Source organism: Streptomyces sp. Je 1-369, from assembly GCF_026810505.1.
Taxonomy (GTDB): Bacteria; Actinomycetota; Actinomycetes; order Streptomycetales; family Streptomycetaceae; genus Streptomyces.
Genome location: NZ_CP101750.1, coordinates 6,455,001 through 6,471,948, shown reverse-complemented (window position 1 = coordinate 6,471,948; position 16,948 = coordinate 6,455,001). Strand labels below are relative to the sequence as shown.

General features: G+C 67.2%; 6 protein-coding genes, 1 tRNA gene and 2 rRNA genes (1 of these 9 running past the window's edge). 2 read left to right on the top strand and 7 right to left on the bottom strand.

Translation table 11 applies throughout. The annotated features are described in order from the left end of the window. Positions 1-4: 4 nt before the first annotated feature. From NOO62_RS29345 to NOO62_RS29335, 3 genes are all read right to left on the bottom strand, one after another. Positions 5-2,821: a DNA translocase FtsK gene (locus tag NOO62_RS29345; RefSeq protein ID WP_268773809.1), complete on the bottom strand. Its 2,817-nt coding sequence runs from the start codon at positions 2,819-2,821 to the stop codon at positions 5-7. A gap of 146 nt (positions 2,822-2,967) precedes the next feature. Continuing rightward, positions 2,968-3,648, bottom strand: coding sequence for a two-component system response regulator (locus NOO62_RS29340; RefSeq protein WP_268773808.1), 681 nt, complete (start codon positions 3,646-3,648; stop codon positions 2,968-2,970). A gap of 244 nt (positions 3,649-3,892) precedes the next feature. After that, on the bottom strand, positions 3,893-9,403 hold the full coding sequence (locus NOO62_RS29335) for a HAMP domain-containing protein (RefSeq protein ID WP_268773807.1): 5,511 nt from the start codon (positions 9,401-9,403) through the stop codon (positions 3,893-3,895). A 342-nt stretch (positions 9,404-9,745) separates the two neighbouring features. Here NOO62_RS29335 and NOO62_RS29330 point away from each other — a divergent pair, with 342 nt between their 5' ends. Continuing rightward, positions 9,746-12,367 (top strand): SpoIIE family protein phosphatase, encoded by a 2,622-nt coding sequence (locus tag NOO62_RS29330; RefSeq protein WP_268773806.1) that lies wholly within the window; start codon positions 9,746-9,748, stop codon positions 12,365-12,367. Positions 12,368-12,485: 118 nt separating this feature from the next. On the opposite strand, the gene NOO62_RS29325 is transcribed toward NOO62_RS29330, so the two are convergent. Continuing rightward, a tRNA-Thr gene (locus NOO62_RS29325) sits at positions 12,486-12,558 on the bottom strand. A gap of 116 nt (positions 12,559-12,674) precedes the next feature. Here NOO62_RS29325 and NOO62_RS29320 point away from each other — a divergent pair. Continuing rightward, the gene (locus NOO62_RS29320) at positions 12,675-13,595 is read left to right on the top strand and encodes an alpha/beta hydrolase family esterase (protein WP_268773805.1); all 921 of its coding nucleotides are present in this window, start codon (positions 12,675-12,677) and stop codon (positions 13,593-13,595) included. Positions 13,596-13,598: 3 nt separating this feature from the next. Here the strand turns inward: NOO62_RS29320 and NOO62_RS29315 are convergent, their stop codons facing one another. The 3 genes from NOO62_RS29315 to NOO62_RS29305 form a co-directional block, all read right to left on the bottom strand. Then, positions 13,599-14,261 (bottom strand): DegT/DnrJ/EryC1/StrS family aminotransferase, encoded by a 663-nt coding sequence (locus NOO62_RS29315; protein WP_268775831.1) that lies wholly within the window; start codon positions 14,259-14,261, stop codon positions 13,599-13,601. A gap of 115 nt (positions 14,262-14,376) precedes the next feature. Then, a 5S ribosomal RNA gene (rrf, locus tag NOO62_RS29310) occupies positions 14,377-14,493 on the bottom strand. Between the two features lie 87 nt (positions 14,494-14,580). Next, positions 14,581-16,948: ribosomal RNA gene (locus NOO62_RS29305) — 23S ribosomal RNA — on the bottom strand; it runs 754 nt beyond the window's last position.

The following is a 16,948-nucleotide window of genomic DNA, read 5'->3' as shown; positions in this document are numbered from 1 at the left end:
TCGCTCACCCTTCTGGCTGAGCCTCCCCGCGGATCACCGCGAGCACTCCGTCCAGCTCGTCGGGTTTCACAAGAACGTCACGTGCCTTCGAGCCCTCGCTGGGCCCCACGATGGAGCGCGACTCCATGAGGTCCATGAGCCTGCCGGCCTTGGCGAAGCCGACGCGCAGCTTGCGCTGCAGCATGGACGTGGACCCGAACTGTGTGGAAACCACCAGCTCAGCGGCCTGGCACAGCAGATCGAGGTCGTCGCCGATGTCCTCGTCGATCTCCTTCTTCTGCTTGGTGCCCACGGTGACGTCATCCCGGAAGACGGGCGCCATCTGGTCCTTGCAGTGCTGGACGACCGCGTGGATCTCGTCCTCGGTGACGAAGGCGCCCTGCATACGGGTGGGCTTGTTCGCCCCCATCGGCAGGAACAGGCCGTCGCCCTTGCCGATGAGCTTCTCCGCTCCCGGCTGGTCGAGGATGACGCGGCTGTCGGCGAGCGAGGAGGTCGCGAACGCGAGCCGGGAGGGCACGTTCGCCTTGATCAGGCCCGTCACGACGTCCACGGACGGGCGCTGGGTGGCGAGCACCAGGTGGATGCCCGCCGCGCGCGCGAGCTGCGTGATGCGCACGATGGAGTCCTCGACGTCGCGCGGCGCGACCATCATGAGGTCGGCGAGCTCGTCGACGATCACGAGCAGATACGGGTAGGCCTTGAGCTCCCGCTCGCTGCCCTCGGGCGTCTTGAGCTTGCCCTCGCGCACGGCCTGGTTGAAGTCGTCGATGTGCCGGTAGCCGAACGCCGCGAGATCGTCGTAGCGCAGGTCCATCTCGCGGACGACCCACTGGAGCGCTTCGGCGGCCCGCTTGGGGTTGGTGATGATCGGCGTGATGAGGTGCGGAATGCCCTCGTACGCCGTCAGCTCGACGCGCTTGGGGTCCACGAGGACCATCCGCACGTCCTCGGGCGTCGCTCTTATCATGATCGACGTGATCAGGCAGTTGATGCAGGACGACTTGCCGGATCCGGTGGCTCCGGCCACCAGGATGTGCGGCATCTTCGCCATGTTGGCCATCACGTAGCCGCCCTCGACGTCCTTGCCGAGCGCGACGAGCATGGGGTGGTCGTCCTCGGCCGCGTCGGCCAGGCGCAGCACGTCTCCCACGTTGACCATCTCGCGGTCGGTGTTCGGGATCTCGATGCCGACGGCGGACTTGCCGGGGATGGGCGAGATGATCCGGACGTCAGGGGACGCGACCGCGTACGCGATGTTCTTGGCCAGCGCCGTGATCTTCTCGACCTTCACGGCGGGGCCGAGCTCGATCTCGTAACGCGTGACCGTCGGACCGCGCGTGAAGCCGGTGACGGCGGCGTCGACCTTGAACTCGGTGAAGACGTTCGTCAGAGAGTTCACGACCGCGTCGTTGGCGGCGCTGCGGGTCTTGCCGGGGCCGCCGCGCTCCAGGAGGTCGAGCGAGGGCAGCGAGTAGGTGATGTCGCCGGAGAGCTGGAGCTGCTCGGCGCGCGGCGGCAGCTCGCGCTGGGTCTCGGGCGCGGACTTGGTGAGGTCGGGGACGGCTCCGTCCGTGCTGTCGGCGGCCGGCTGCGGCTTCTTCTTGAGCTTGCCGGGCACCGGCGCGTCCGTGGCGCGCGCGGTCGGTACGGGAGCCTTGCGCTCCTGCGCCTGGCTCTGTTCGCGCTGTCGGCTGTGTTCGCGCTCCTCCCGCTCCTGGGAGACGCCCTGCGTCAGATCGGCGACCAGCGGCGAGGGAGGCAGCCCGTGCATCACCGCGCCGTCCAGGGACGCGGCCGCGGCGGCCGCCACGTCCACGGCGTCCATCGGCCGGTCCATGTCCGGCTGTACGGGGGTCCTGCGCGGCCTGCGCCGCCGGGTGAGCGCCTCTTCCTCGGCGTGGTCGGCGTCGTACGCCTCGGGGGCGGCGGAGCGCCTGCGTGCGGGGCGTACGGGCAGCGCCTCGCGCCACTGCTCGTCGTAGCGCTCGTCGTCGTCCGTGAATTCGTACTCCTCGGGCTCCGCCTGGACCACGCCGAGCTTGACGCCGAGCAGCCGCAGCCGCTGCGGGATGGCGTTGACGGGCGTCGCGGTGACGACGAGCAGTCCGAAGACGGTGAGGAGCACCAGGAGCGGCACCGCGAGGATCTCGCCCATGGTGAAGATCAGGGGTGTGGAGGCGCCCCAGCCGATCAGGCCGCCGGCGTCCCTTATCGCCTGCATGCCGTCGCCGCGGGCCGGTGAGCCACAGGCGACGTGGACCTGGCCGAGGACGCCGATGACGAGGGCGGACAGGCCGATCACGATGCGGCCGTTCGCCTCGGGCTTCTCGGGGTGCCTGATGAGGCGTACGGCGATGGCGCCGAGCAGCAGCGGCACCAGCAGGTCGAGGCGGCCGAAGGCGCCGGTCACCAGGACCTCGACGAGGTCGCCGACCGGGCCGCGCAGGTTCGACCAGGTGCCCGCGGCGACGATCAGTGAGATGCCGAGCAGCAGCAGCGCGAGGCCGTCCTTGCGGTGCGCCGGGTCGAGACCCTTGGCGCCACGTCCTATGCCGCGGAACATCGCGCCGACCCCGTGCGCCAGGCCGAGCCAGACGGCGCGCACGAGCCGGTACACGCCCCCTGTGGGGCTGGGCGCAGGCTTGGGCGCGGGCTTCTTGGCGACGACCTTTTTGGCCGGTGCCTTCTTCGCGGGTGCCTTCTTCGCCACGGCTTTCTTCGCGGGAGGTCGGGCGACGGCCTTCTTCGCCGGAGCCTTCGTCGGCGCGGCCGCCTTCTTCGCGGGCGTCTTCTTGGCTGCGGACTGACGTGAGGCCATGGGTGTGAGGTTACCGGTGCGGGCCACTGCGGACACGTGTGCCCACTGCTTCACCCGTTCGTGTCGCCTCTGCGGAGGCCTGGAACTGACGGTGGTTCACGGGATGCCGACGGCACGAAACCTCGTCAGTGAGGCTTCGTGCCGCGTCAGTTCTGCGAGGGCACCGAAGGGGCGCCGGTGCCTGTGCCCGGTTCCAGGGCGTCAAGAGCCCGCCGCAGACCGGTGAGTTTGCGTTCGAGATGGGCGGCCGTGGCCACCGCCGCCGCGTCCGCCGACTCGTCGTCCAGCTGCTTGGAAAGCGCCTCGGCCTGCTCCTCGACCGCGGCGAGCCGCGCGGACAGCTCGGCGAGCAGCCCCGCGGGCTCCTTCGCGTCACCGGCCGCCGCCTTGCCGCCCTCCAGCTGGAGTCGCAGCAGAGCCGCCTGCTCCCGCAGTTGGCAGTTCTTCATGTACAGCTCGACGAACACCGAGACCTTCGCGCGCAGCACCCACGGGTCGAACGGCTTGGAGATGTAGTCCACAGCGCCCGCGGCGTACCCGCGGAAGGTGTGGTGCGGCCCGTGGTTGATGGCGGTGAGGAAGATGATCGGGATGTCCCGGGTCCGCTCCCGCCGCTTGATGTGCGCCGCGGTTTCGAAACCGTCCATTCCTGGCATCTGGACGTCCAGCAGAATGACCGCGAAGTCGTCCGTGAGTAGTGCTTTGAGCGCTTCCTCCCCGGACGATGCCCGCACCAGCGTCTGATCGAGCGCAGAGAGGATCGCCTCCAGCGCCAGCAGATTCTCCGGCCGGTCATCGACCAGGAGGATCTTGGCCTTCTGCACCATGGCCCGCCCTCCTCGCCCCGGCGAAACACCGGGCGCCGCCCCAGGGGACGACTCCCTTGCGCCGCCCGTCCTTGTGCCGGTCATGGTAGCCGCACCCCGCCTGTCGCCACACCCTGTCACCGCGATGTCACTGTGCACGTAGCAGAAACGCGGTGGGAGACCAGAAGGTTCCCCGAATACCGCGGTTCTACACGACCTCGGCCACACTCTGTCAGCAACTCCGTGTGACGAAGCCGGTTCTCGGTCACTCGGCGCGCATCCACTGCTCCATGACCGACAACAGGTGATCCGGGTCGACCGGCTTCGTGACGTAATCGGAAGCTCCGGAGTCGATCGCCTTCTCCCGGTCGCCCTTCATCGCCTTCGCGGTGAGCGCGATGATCGGGAGCCCGGCGAACTGCGGCATCCTGCGGATCGCCGTCGTCGTCGCGTACCCGTCCATCTCGGGCATCATGATGTCCATCAGCACCACCGTCACGTCGTCGTGCTGTTCCAGCACTTCGATGCCTTCCCGGCCGTTCTCCGCGTAGAGCACCGCGAGACCGTGCTGCTCCAGGACGCTGGTGAGCGCGAAGACGTTGCGGATGTCGTCGTCGACGATCAGCACCTTCTCGCCGCCGAAGTGGAAACCGGGCCGCGCCGCGACCGGGGTCTCCTGGCCCGCGTTCGGCCACGGCTCCTGCGTCCGCCGCTCCTCCTGGGCTCCGCCGGCCGGCTGCCCGGGCAGCGCCGAGGGCTCCTGTACGGGCGTGGGACGGCGGCGGCGCCGGAAGAGCGCCGAGGACCCCAGGGGCGGCTCCTCACGGCGCACAGGAGCGGCCTCCGGCTGCGCGGCGCCCTCTGCCGCGCCTGCCTCCTCCAGTGCGGGCAGTTCCCGCGGCTTGGGAGCGGGAGCCAGCTGCGCGTAGCCCTGGGGCGGCAGTTCGCTCGGGTGCAGCGGCAAATAGAGCGTGAAGGTGGAACCGCGGCCGGGCTCGCTCTGCGCGTAAATCTCGCCGCCGAGCAGCCGCGCGATCTCCCGGCTGATGGAGAGACCGAGGCCGGTACCGCCGTACTTCCTGCTCGTCGTACCGTCGGCCTGCTTGAACGCCTCGAAGATGACGCGCATCTTGCTGGCCGCGATGCCGATGCCGGTGTCCGTCACCGAGAAGGCGATCAGGTCGGCGTCCGCGTCCCGCAGCGAACCGGCCTCGAGGAGCTGCTCGCGGATCGCGTTCGGCACGTCGTTGTTCGCGTGCCTGATGACCAGCTCGACCGCTCCGGAGTCGGTGAACTTCACCGCGTTCGACAGCAGGTTGCGCAGCACCTGGAGCAGGCGCTGTTCGTCCGTGTGCAGCGTCGCGGGCAGCTCCGGAGACACCCGTACGGAGAAGTCGAGTCCCTTCTCGGCGGTGAGCGGCCGGAAAGTGGCCTCTACGTAGTCGACGAGTTGGACCAGGGCGATGCGCGTCGGGGAGACGTCCATCTTGCCCGCCTCGACCTTCGACAGGTCGAGGATGTCGTTGATGAGCTGCAACAGGTCCGAACCCGCGCCGTGGATCGTCTCGGCGAACTCGACCTGCTTGGGGGTGAGGTTCGCGTCGGCGTTGTCGGCGAGCAACTTGGCCAAGATCAGCAGGGAGTTGAGCGGGGTGCGCAGCTCGTGCGACATGTTCGCGAGGAACTCGGACTTGTAGCGCATGGAGACCGCGAGCTGTTCGGCCCGTTCCTCCAGGACCTGCCTGGCCTCTTCGATCTCGGTGTTCTTGACCTCGATGTCGCGGTTCTGCTGGGCAAGGAGCTCGGCCTTCTCCTCCAGCTCCGCGTTGGAGTCCTGAAGGGCCTTCTGCCGGTTCTCCAACTCGGCCGACCGCTCCCGCAGTTGCTCGGTCAGCTCCTGCGACTGCTTGAGCAGCACCTCGGTCTTGGTGTTGACGCTGATGGTGTTGACGCTCGTCGCGATCATTTCGGCGATCTGACTGAGGAAGTCCTTCTGGATCTGCGTGAAGGGCTGGAAGGCGGCCAGCTCGATCACGCCGAGCACGGTCCCTTCGAAGAGCACCGGCAACACGATGACCTGCGCGGGCGGCGCCTCCCCCAGACCGGACGCGATCCGCAGGTACCCGGACGGCGCGTTCTCCACCAGGATGGTGCGCCGCTCCTTGGCGGCCGTCCCGATGAGCGTCTCGCCGGGCCGGAAGGACGTCGGCATGGACCCCATCGAGTAGCCGTAGCTACCGAGCATGCGCAGCTCGTACGCGTCCTCGTGGTCGCCCCCGAGATCCTGCCCGTCGTCCGTGGGCATCGCCAGGAAGAACGCGCCGTGCTGCGCGGAGACGACCGGCGTCAGCTCGCTCATGATCAGCGAGGCGACGTCCTCCAGGTCGCGGCGGCCCTGCATCAGGCCGGAGATCCGCGCGAGGTTGCCCTTGAGCCAGTCCTGCTCCTTGTTGGCCAGCGTGGTGTCGCGCAGGTTCGCGATCATGGTGTTGATGTTGTCCTGGAGGACCTGGATCTCGCCGGCCGCGTCGACCTCGATCTTCAGGTTCAGGTCGCCGCGGGTCACCGCGGTGGCGACCTTCGCGATGGCCCGCACCTGACGGGTCAGGTTCCCCGCCATCTCGTTCACGGACTCGGTGAGGTCGCGCCACGTGCCGTCGACGTCCCGCACGCGCGCCTGGCCGCCCAGCTGGCCTTCCGTGCCCACCTCGCGGGCGACGCGGGTGACCTGCTCGGCGAAGGACGACAGCTGGTCGACCATCGTGTTGATGGTCGTCTTCAGCTCCAGGATCTCGCCCCGGGCGTCGATGTCGATCTTCTTGGTCAGATCACCCTTCGCGATCGCGGTGGTGACCATCGCGATGTTGCGGACCTGTCCCGTCAGGTTGGACGCCATCGAGTTCACGGACTCGGTGAGGTCCTTCCACGTACCGGAGACGCCCGGCACGCGCGCCTGCCCGCCCAGGATGCCGTCGGTGCCCACCTCGCGGGCCACCCGTGTGACCTCGTCCGCGAACGAACTCAGCGTCGTCACCATGGTGTTGACCGTGTCGGCGAGCTGCGCGACCTCGCCGCGCGCCTCGACCGTCACCTTCTTCGTCAGGTCTCCGTTGGCGACCGCCGCCGAGACCTGGGAGATGTTCCGCACCTGGCTGGTCAGGTTGTTGGCCATCAGGTTGACGTTGTCGCTCAGGTCCTTCCAGATGCCGGTGACGCCCGGCACCCGCGCCTGGCCGCCCAGCTGACCCTCGGTGCCCACCTCGCGGGCCACGCGGGTGACCTGCTCGGCGAAGGACGACAGCTGGTCGACCATCGTGTTGACCGTCGTGACGAGTTCGAGGATCTCGCCCTTCGCGTCGACGGTGATCTTCTTGGAGAGGTCACCCATGGCCACGGCCGTCGTGACCTCGGCGATGTTCCGCACCTGAAGGGTGAGGTTGTTCGCCATGCCGTTCACGGACTGCGTGAGGTCCTTCCAGGTGCCCGAGACGCCCTGGACCTCGGCCTGACCGCCGAGGATGCCGTCCGTCCCCACCTCGCGGGAGACCCGGGTGACCTGCTCGGCGAAGGCGGACAGCTGGTCCACCATCGTGTTCAGGGTGTTCTTCAGCTCCAGGATCTCGCCGCGCGCGTCCACGTCGATCTTCTGCGACAGGTCACCGCGCGCCACCGCCGTCGCGACCTGCGCGATGTTGCGCACCTGCGCCGTGAGGTTCCCGGCCATGCCATTCACGGAATCCGTCAGATCACGCCACACCCCGGCCACGCCCGGCACCTGCGCCTGACCGCCGAGACGGCCCTCGGTGCCCACCTCGCGGGCCACCCGCGTCACCTGGTCCGCGAACGCGGACAGCTGGTCGACCATCGTGTTGATGGTGTTCTTCAGCTCCAGGATCTCGCCGCGGGCGTCGACCTCGATCTTCTGGGAGAGGTCGCCGCGCGCCACCGCCGTCGTCACCTGCGCGATCTGACGCACCTGCGACGTCAGGTTCCCCGCCATGAAGTTGACGGAGTCCGTGAGGTCCTTCCAGGTGCCGCTCACGCCGTCCACGCGGGCCTGCCCGCCGAGGCGCCCCTCCGTGCCCACGTCGCGCGCCATCCGCGTGACCTGGTCGGCGAACGACGACAGCTGGTCCACCATCGTGTTCACGGTGTTCTTCAGCTGGAGCATCTCACCGGAGACGTCCACGGTGACCTTCTGCGACAGATCGCCGTTGGCGACCGCCGTCGTCACCTGCGCGATGTTGCGGACCTGCCCGGTCAGGTTGCGGAAGGCGGTGTTGACGGAGTCCGTCAGGTCCTTCCACGTACCGGCCGCGCCCTGCACCTGCGCCTGGCCGCCCAGCTCACCCTCGACACCGATCTCCCGCGCCACGCGCGTCACTTCGGAGCCGAAGGCCGAGAGCTGGTCGACCATCGTGTTCACGGTGTTCTTCAGTTCGAGCATCTCGCCCGCGACATCGACGGTGACCTTCTGCGACAGGTCGCCGTTCGCGACGGCGGTCGTCACCGTCGCGATGTCCCGCACCTGCGTGGTGAGGTTGCGGAAGACCGTGTTGACCGAGTCCGTCAGGTCCTTCCACGTCCCGGCGGCGCCCGGCACGTTGGCCTGCCCGCCGAGCTGCCCCTCCGCGCCGACCTCGTTCGCCACGCGCGTGACCTCGTCCGCGAACGTGCGCAACGTCTCGGTCATCTGGTTGATCGTCTCGGCGAGCTGGGCGACCTCGCCGCGCGCGCTCACCGTCACCTTCCGGGACAGGTCACCGTTGGCGACCGCCGTCGTCACCTCGGCGATGCCGCGCACCTGGGCGGTGAGGTTGCCGGCCATGAGGTTCACCGAGTCGGTGAGGTCCTTCCACACGCCCGCCACACCCGGCACCTGCGCCTGGCCGCCGAGCTCGCCCTCCGTGCCGACCTCGCGGGCGACGCGCGTCACTTCCGACGAGAACGACGAGAGCTGGTCCACCATCGTGTTGACGGTGTTCTTCAACTCCAGCATCTCGCCCGCGACATGGACGGTGACCTTCCGCGACAGGTCGCCCTTGGCCACCGCCGTCGTCACCAGCGCGATGTCCCGCACCTGAGCGGTCAGGCGGTACGCCATGGTGTTCACGGAGTCCGTGAGGTCCTTCCACGAACCGGACATTCCGCGCACCCGGGCCTGCCCGCCGAGCTTGCCCTCGGTGCCGACCTCACTGGCCACGCGCGTGACCTCGTCCGTGAAGGTGGAGAGCTGGTCGACGAGGTTGTTGACCGTCCGCCCGACCTTCAGGAACTCACCACGCAGCGGGTGCCCGTTTCCGTCGGCCCCCTGCGCCCGCAGTTCCATGCGCTGCTCAAGATCACCGTCCGCCACCGCGGACAGGACCCGGCCGACCTCGGAGACCGGACGTACAAGATCGTCGACGAGCGCGTTCGACGCGTCGATCGCGGCCGCCCACGACCCTTCGCTCGCGCCGCCCTCCAACCGTTCCGTGAGTTTTCCCTCACGTCCGACCATGCGCCGCACCCGCGACAGCTCACCCGTCAGATGCAGATTCCGGTCGGCCACCTCATTGAAGACGGCGGCGATCTCCGACATCACATCGTCGCCGGAGACCGTAAGACGCTTGCGGAAATTGCCGTCCCGCATCGCCACCAGGGCCGCGAGCAGCCTGTTCAGAGCCGCCGCATCGACGGACGCCGTCGTCCCGTTGCGCGGTTTGCGCTGTTTATTCAGGGACTGTCCGTCTTTCGCGCGCGTCTTAGTGCCCCGCGTCGCTGCGCCAGACTCCACTGTGTCCCTCCCGCAAGGGTCGACCGGTACTGCTCGGGTTGTTCTGACCTGTCTCCATGAAGCTTGCCCAGTGTTTCACCATGGCCGAACCAGGCCATAACAGTTCGGCAGCTTCGCACACCGTCCGCACACCACCCTCCGGGCGGAAACACTGACGACCGGCATCAGCATGGACGGCGAAGGTAAGTAACCTTGCATCCGGCTGTCCAACCACCCCGGTCCTGCCCGGCCTGGGCGGTGGTACACGAAACAAGCGGGCATCGGAGGGGCGGCCGCACCATGGGTTCGGGAGAACTGGGCGTCGATACAGTCGACACTGTCGATACTCGTACGAGGAGTGCTGTGATCACCGCGCGCGCGGCTGCCACCTTCGACCCCGTCGGACGTTCCGTCGCGACGGCCCGCTCCTTTGTGCGCGACACCCTCCAGGGGTGGGGATTCTCCGACGTCATCGACGATGCCGTCGTCCTCACCAGCGAGCTGGTCACCAACGCCGTGGTGCACGCGGGGACGGCCGCCGACGTCGAGTGCCTGCGCAGCGAGGACGCCGTCCGCATCGAGGTCTCCGACCACTACCCGGAACGTGAGATCCCGCTCCAGCAGTCCTCCGTGAACATGGGCAGCCCCGACCGCGAGGGCGGCCGCGGCCTCCAGCTCTGCGCCGCCCTGGCCACCCGCTGGGGCGTCGACTACACGCCCACGCACAAACAGGTCTGGTTCCAGCTCGACCTGCCCCACCGCTCCGTCGGCACCCGCACCGCGGGCCCCTCGCTCCCGGCCGACCTGCTGCCCATCGCCGACGGCAGGGTCCGCGTCGCCGTCATCCAGATCGACCGCCTGGGCGCCATCTCCGCCTGGAACGAGGACGCCGAGGATTTGTTCGGGTACGTGGCCGAGCAGGTCATGGGCAAGCCCCTCAACGACCTCGCGGCCTGGCCGCACACCCCGGGCACCAGCACCGGCATCGCCGAGGCCCTCCAGCTCTCCCGCTGGGAGGGCAGTTACGGCGTCCGCAACGCCCACGGCCGCGTGATCCCGGTCTACGCCTCACACCTGCGCGTGCGCGACGCCGCCGGCGAACCCTCCACGGTCTGCCTCCTCGTACGCGACGACGAGCGCGCCGTCCTCCAGACCCCGCTGCGCGGCACGGCCCCCGAGCCCGGCTCCCTCAGCGAGCCGCACGCCGCGGACCCCTTCGAAGTGTTCATCGGCTCCCCCGCCCCCGACGACCTCGACGGCCTGCTCCAGCGCACCGTCGAGCGCGCCCGCGACATGCTCGACGGCGACGCGGCGTTCCTGCTCCTGGCCACCGACGACGAGACCGAACTCGAAGTACGCGCCTCCACGGGCCTCCCCTCGGCCCGCCAGCGCTTCGCCCGCGTCCAGGTCGAGTCGGCCCCCGGACGGTACGGCTCCGCCCGCATGCCGGCCGTCCACGAGGACCTCACGGTCGTGCCCGGCGCCGTCCCGCTGCTCTCCGGCACCGGCATGCGCTCCGTCGTCACGGTCCCGCTGAAGGTCGAGGGCCGCCTCACGGGCTCCCTGGGCGTCGCCGCCGAAGCCTCCGGGCGGTACTCGAACGAGGAGGCCCTGCGCCTCCAGTTCGCCGCCGACCGCATCGCCCTTGCCGTGGAGTCCGCCCGACTCGGCGAACTCGAGCGGCTCCGCCGCGGTTCGCTCTCGTTCCTCGTCGAGGCCTCCGACCTCCTGGCCGGCACCCTCGACCGCGACCAGACGCTGGCCCTCATGGCCCAGATGACGGTCCCCACACTCGCCACCTGGTGCGCGGTCTACACGATCGCCGACCAGTCCGCCGAGCCCTATCTCTCGTACGTCCTGCACGAGGACGAGGAGCGCATCGACGGCCTCAAGGCCCTCCTCTCCAAGATCGCCCCGCCGGACCCGGTGCCCACTCCGGGCGCCCGCGTCTGGGCGGCCCCCTCCGAAGCCGCCCATCAGGCCGCGCTGCGCACCTCCATGCGCAGCCTGGGTCTGGGCGAGTCTCCCGGCCTCGGCTCGGGCATCGGCACGACGCTCTCCACCGCTTCGGCGGTGGGCGGCGAGACCGTCGTCCTCCCGCTGGTCGCCCGCAACCGTGTCATCGGCATGCTCACCCTCGGTAAGCCCGCCGACGAGCACTTCCGCCAAGAGATCCTGGAATTGGCCGAAGATCTCTCCCGCCGAGCGGCCCTCGCCCTCGACAACGCCCGCCTCTACTCGGAGCGCATGGCCATCAGCCAGTCCCTCCAGCGCAGCCTGCTGCCGCCGGGACTGCCGCAGGTGCCGGGCGTCGAGGTCGACGTCATCTACCGCGCGGCCGGCGAGGGCAACGAAGTCGGCGGCGACTTCTACGACCTCTTCCCGATCCGCGACGGCGCGTACGGCTTCGCGATCGGCGACGTCTGCGGCACGGGCCCGGAGGCCGCGGCTGTCACGGGCCTGGCCCGGCACGCGCTGCGCCTGCTCGCCCGTGAGGGCTTCGGCGGCCCCGCGGTCCTCGAACGCCTCAACGCGGCGATCCTCGACGAGGGCGCCCGCAGCCGCTTCCTGACGCTCCTGTACGGCGAGTTGTGGCCCCAGGAGGACGGCTCGGCGGTCCTGAAGATCGTCTGCGCCGGCCATCCGCTGCCGCTGCGCCTGCGCCAGGACGGCACGGTCGAGCCGTACGCGGAGCCGCAGCCCCTGCTCGGCGTCATGGAGGACCTGGAGCTGTACGAGCAGACGGCGACGCTCGACCCGGGCGACGTCCTGCTGTGCGTCACCGACGGGGTCACCGAGCGCCGCGAGGGCACGCGCATGCTCGGCGACGACGGCCTCGCCGACGTCCTCACGACCTGCACGGGCCTGACGGCCGGCGCGGTCGCGGCCCGCATCATGCGCGCGGTGGAGCGCTTCGCGACGGACGCGCCGTCGGACGACATGGCGATCCTCGCGATGCGGGTCCCCGGCCTCCAGAAGGACTGAGGGTCCCGGGGAAGGACTGACGGTCCCGGGGGCACCGCACGGTGCCCCCGCCCGTCCCTCACATCCCTCGAATACGCAAAAGGCCCCCGCCCAACTGGGCGGAGGCCTTTCCTGCTTGAGCCCCCAAGCGGAATCGAACCGCTGACCTTCTCCTTACCATGGAGACGCTCTACCGACTGAGCTATAGGGGCCTGTTGCCTTCGGGGGTTTTCCCCGCGGCAACGGAATAGATCATACCCGAAATCGAAGGTGCCTCGAACCGCCCCTTCCTCTGGACCGCCCCTTCCGGCGCTGCCACTCTGCGCCCATGCCGACCCAACGCGGTACGCACGCGCGGTACGTCCGCCCTCTGGCCCTCATCGCCTTGCTCCTGCCCCTGGCGGCCTGCGGATCGGAGAACGACAAGGCCTCGAACGGGACGCCGACGACGAAGCCGTCGCCCGTGGAGAGCCCACGTCCGGGCGACCAGAAGGTCACGCTCTCCTGGAAAGGCGAGAAGCGCGTCTACACCGTCCACGCCCCACCCGGCTTCTCCCGCACCGAGAGCCTCCCGCTCGTCGTGGCGATGCATCCGTATCCGGGAGACGGCAGAGCCGCGGCGGCCATCAGCGGCCTCAACGCCAAGGCGGACGACGAGAAATTCCTCGTCGCCTATCCGGACGGCCTCAACAAGGGCTTCAACGCGATGATCTGCTGCGGTACGGAAGACGACGTGGGATTCATCCGTACGATCACGAAGAGGCTGACCCGCACCTGGAACGCCGACCGGGACCGTGTCTACGCCACCGGTATCTCCAACGGCGGCGACATGACGTACAAGCTCGCCGTCGAACTCCCCGACACGTTCGCGGCGATAGCCCCGGTCAGCGGCGGCTTCCTCGGCACGGACGCCGAAAAGGCCTCCTACAAGCCGAAGTCCCCGGTCTCCGTGATCACTTTCCTCGGCGGCGCGGACCAGTACTTCCCCGCGATGGACAAGGGCATCAAGACCTGGCAGGACCGCCTGTACTGCACAGCGCGGAGCTCCGACAGCCTGCGAAACACCGGCATCAAGAAGACCGAGGCCAGCTGCCGCGACGGCTCGGACGTGGTCGTCCACCGGCTGCCCGACATGGGCCACTCCTGGCCGGGGGGTGCGGGCGGCGGAATGTCCGATCCGAGGGCGGGTATCAACGCGACCGACCTGATGTGGGAGTTCTTCAAGTCCCACCCAAGGAAAGCCGGGTAGCGCTCAGAAGGCCGGCTGAAGCAGCCCGCCGAGCGCGTTGCACGCGGACACGACGCGTTGAAGTTCACGCCGCGTCATGGAGGCCCCGACGGGTAGCGCCAGCGTCTCGTCCGCGGCCCGTTCGGTCTCGGGCAGCCGTACGTCCCGCCAGAACCGCGGCATGCGGTGCACGGGGGTCTTCACCGGCACGTGGCACTCGACGCCCTTGGCCCGTACGGCACGTGCGAACGCGTCCCGGTCGGGCCGCCCGTTGCCGGGCACGCGCACGACGTACTGCTCGTAGCTGTGCCCCTCGCCGCCGTCGGGCGTCACGACGCCGTTGAGCCGCCCATTGAGATACGCGGCATGCTGTCGCCGAAGCGTCAGCCCGTCGCGGGAGGCCTCGGACTCCCCCTGCTCCAGGACGAGCAACCCGTGCCGCTGTCCTACGTCTCTCAGCCGCCGCACATCGGCCTGGTTGCCGAATCGGTGTACGACGACGACGGCGGCCGTGCGCGGGGTGACCGCGGCGGCGACGGCGTCGGGGTCGAGGCAGTACGTGGTGGGCTCTATGTCCGCGAAGACGGGCACCGCTCCGGTGAGCGTCACGGCTTCGGTCACCTCGGTGTTGCCGTAGGCCGGTACGACGACTTCGTCACCTGTACCGACGCCGGCGGCGCGCAACATTGCAACTGTCCCCATACAGCGGATGTTGGCTGCACAACGTGAACGGCAAGTGACGGAAAACAAAAAAGAGCTGGTCCCTGAACCGAAGTTCAGGGACCAGCTCTTATTAAAAGGAGTTCGGCGGCGTCCTACTCTCCCACAGGGTCCCCCCTGCAGTACCATCGGCGCTGTGAGGCTTAGCTTCCGGGTTCGGAATGTAACCGGGCGTTTCCCTCACGCTATGACCACCGAAACACTATGAAACTGTCAACCGCACCATGCGTGACCATGCATGGGGTTGTTCGTGGTTTCAGAACCAACACAGTGGACGCGAGCAACTGAGGACAAGCCCTCGGCCTATTAGTACCAGTCACCTCCACCCGTTACCGGGCTTCCAGATCTGGCCTATCAACCCAGTCGTCTACTGGGAGCCTTAACCCCTCAAAGGGGGTGGGAATACTCATCTCGAAGCAGGCTTCCCGCTTAGATGCTTTCAGCGGTTATCCTTTCCGAACGTAGCCAACCAGCCATGCCCTTGGCAGGACAACTGGCACACCAGAGGTTCGTCCGTCCCGGTCCTCTCGTACTAGGGACAGCCCTTCTCAATATTCCTACGCGCACAGAGGATAGGGACCGAACTGTCTCACGACGTTCTAAACCCAGCTCGCGTACCGCTTTAATGGGCGAACAGCCCAACCCTTGGGACCGACTCCAGCCCCAGGATGCGACGAGCCGACATCGAGGTGCCAAACCATCCCGTCGATATGGACTCTTGGGGAAGATCAGCCTGTTATCCCCGGGGTACCTTTTATCCGTTGAGCGACGGCGCTTCCACAAGCCACCGCCGGATCACTAGTCCCGACTTTCGTCCCTGCTCGACCCGTCGGTCTCACAGTCAAGCTCCCTTGTGCACTTACACTCAACACCTGATTACCAACCAGGCTGAGGGAACCTTTGGGCGCCTCCGTTACTCTTTGGGAGGCAACCGCCCCAGTTAAACTACCCATCAGACACTGTCCCTGATCCGGATCACGGACCGAGGTTAGACATCCAGCACGACCAGAGTGGTATTTCAACGTTGACTCCACGAACACTGGCGTGCCCGCTTCAAAGTCTCCCACCTATCCTACACAAGCCGAACCGAACACCAATATCAAACTGTAGTAAAGGTCCCGGGGTCTTTCCGTCCTTCTGCGCGAAACGAGCATCTTTACTCGTAGTGCAATTTCACCGGGCCTATGGTTGAGACAGTCGAGAAGTCGTTACGCCATTCGTGCAGGTCGGAACTTACCCGACAAGGAATTTCGCTACCTTAGGATGGTTATAGTTACCACCGCCGTTTACTGGCGCTTAAGTTCTCAGCTTCGCACGCCCGAAAGCGCACTAACCGGTCCCCTTAACGTTCCAGCACCGGGCAGGCGTCAGTCCGTATACATCGCCTTACGGCTTCGCACGGACCTGTGTTTTTAGTAAACAGTCGCTTCTCGCTGGTCTCTGCGGCCACCCCCAGCTCACGGAGTAAATCCGATCACCAGTGATGGCCCCCCTTCTCCCGAAGTTACGGGGGCATTTTGCCGAGTTCCTTAACCATAGTTCACCCGAACGCCTCGGTATTCTCTACCTGACCACCTGAGTCGGTTTAGGGTACGGGCCGCCATGAAACTCGCTAGAGGCTTTTCTCGACAGCATAGGATCATCCACTTCACCACAATCGGCTCGGCATCAGGTCTCAGCCTTGTGTGCGACGGATTTACCTACCGCACGGCCTACACCCTTACCCCGGGACAACCACCGCCCGGGCTGGACTACCTTCCTGCGTCACCCCATCACTCACCTACTACCACCTTGGGTCGGCGGCTCCACCACTTCCCTTTGCCCGAAGGCTCCAGGACGGCTTCACGGCCTTAGCATTAATGGGCTCGATGTTTGACGCTTCACAGCGGGTACCGGAATATCAACCGGTTATCCATCGACTACGCCTGTCGGCCTCGCCTTAGGTCCCGACTTACCCTGGGCAGATCAGCTTGACCCAGGAACCCTTAGTCAATCGGCGCACACGTTTCTCACGTATGTATCGCTACTCATGCCTGCATTCTCACTCGTGAACCGTCCACCACTGCCTTCCGGCGCGGCTTCACCCGGCACACGACGCTCCCCTACCCATCCCAGCACCCGTTGGGGCTTATTGCTGGAATGACACGACTTCGGCGGTACGCTTGAGCCCCGCTACATTGTCGGCGCGGAATCACTAGACCAGTGAGCTATTACGCACTCTTTCAAGGGTGGCTGCTTCTAAGCCAACCTCCTGGTTGTCTCTGCGACTCCACATCCTTTCCCACTTAGCGTACGCTTAGGGGCCTTAGTCGATGCTCTGGGCTGTTTCCCTCTCGACCATGGAGCTTATCCCCCACAGTCTCACTGCCGTGCTCTCACTTACCGGCATTCGGAGTTTGGCTAAGGTCAGTAACCCGGTAGGGCCCATCGCCTATCCAGTGCTCTACCTCCGGCAAGAAACACACGACGCTGCACCTAAATGCATTTCGGGGAGAACCAGCTATCACGGAGTTTGATTGGCCTTTCACCCCTAACCACAGGTCATCCCCCAGGTTTTCAACCCTGGTGGGTTCGGTCCTCCACGACCTCTTACAGCCGCTTCAACCTGCCCATGGCTAGATCACTCCGCTTCGGGTCTTGAGCGCGCTACTAAA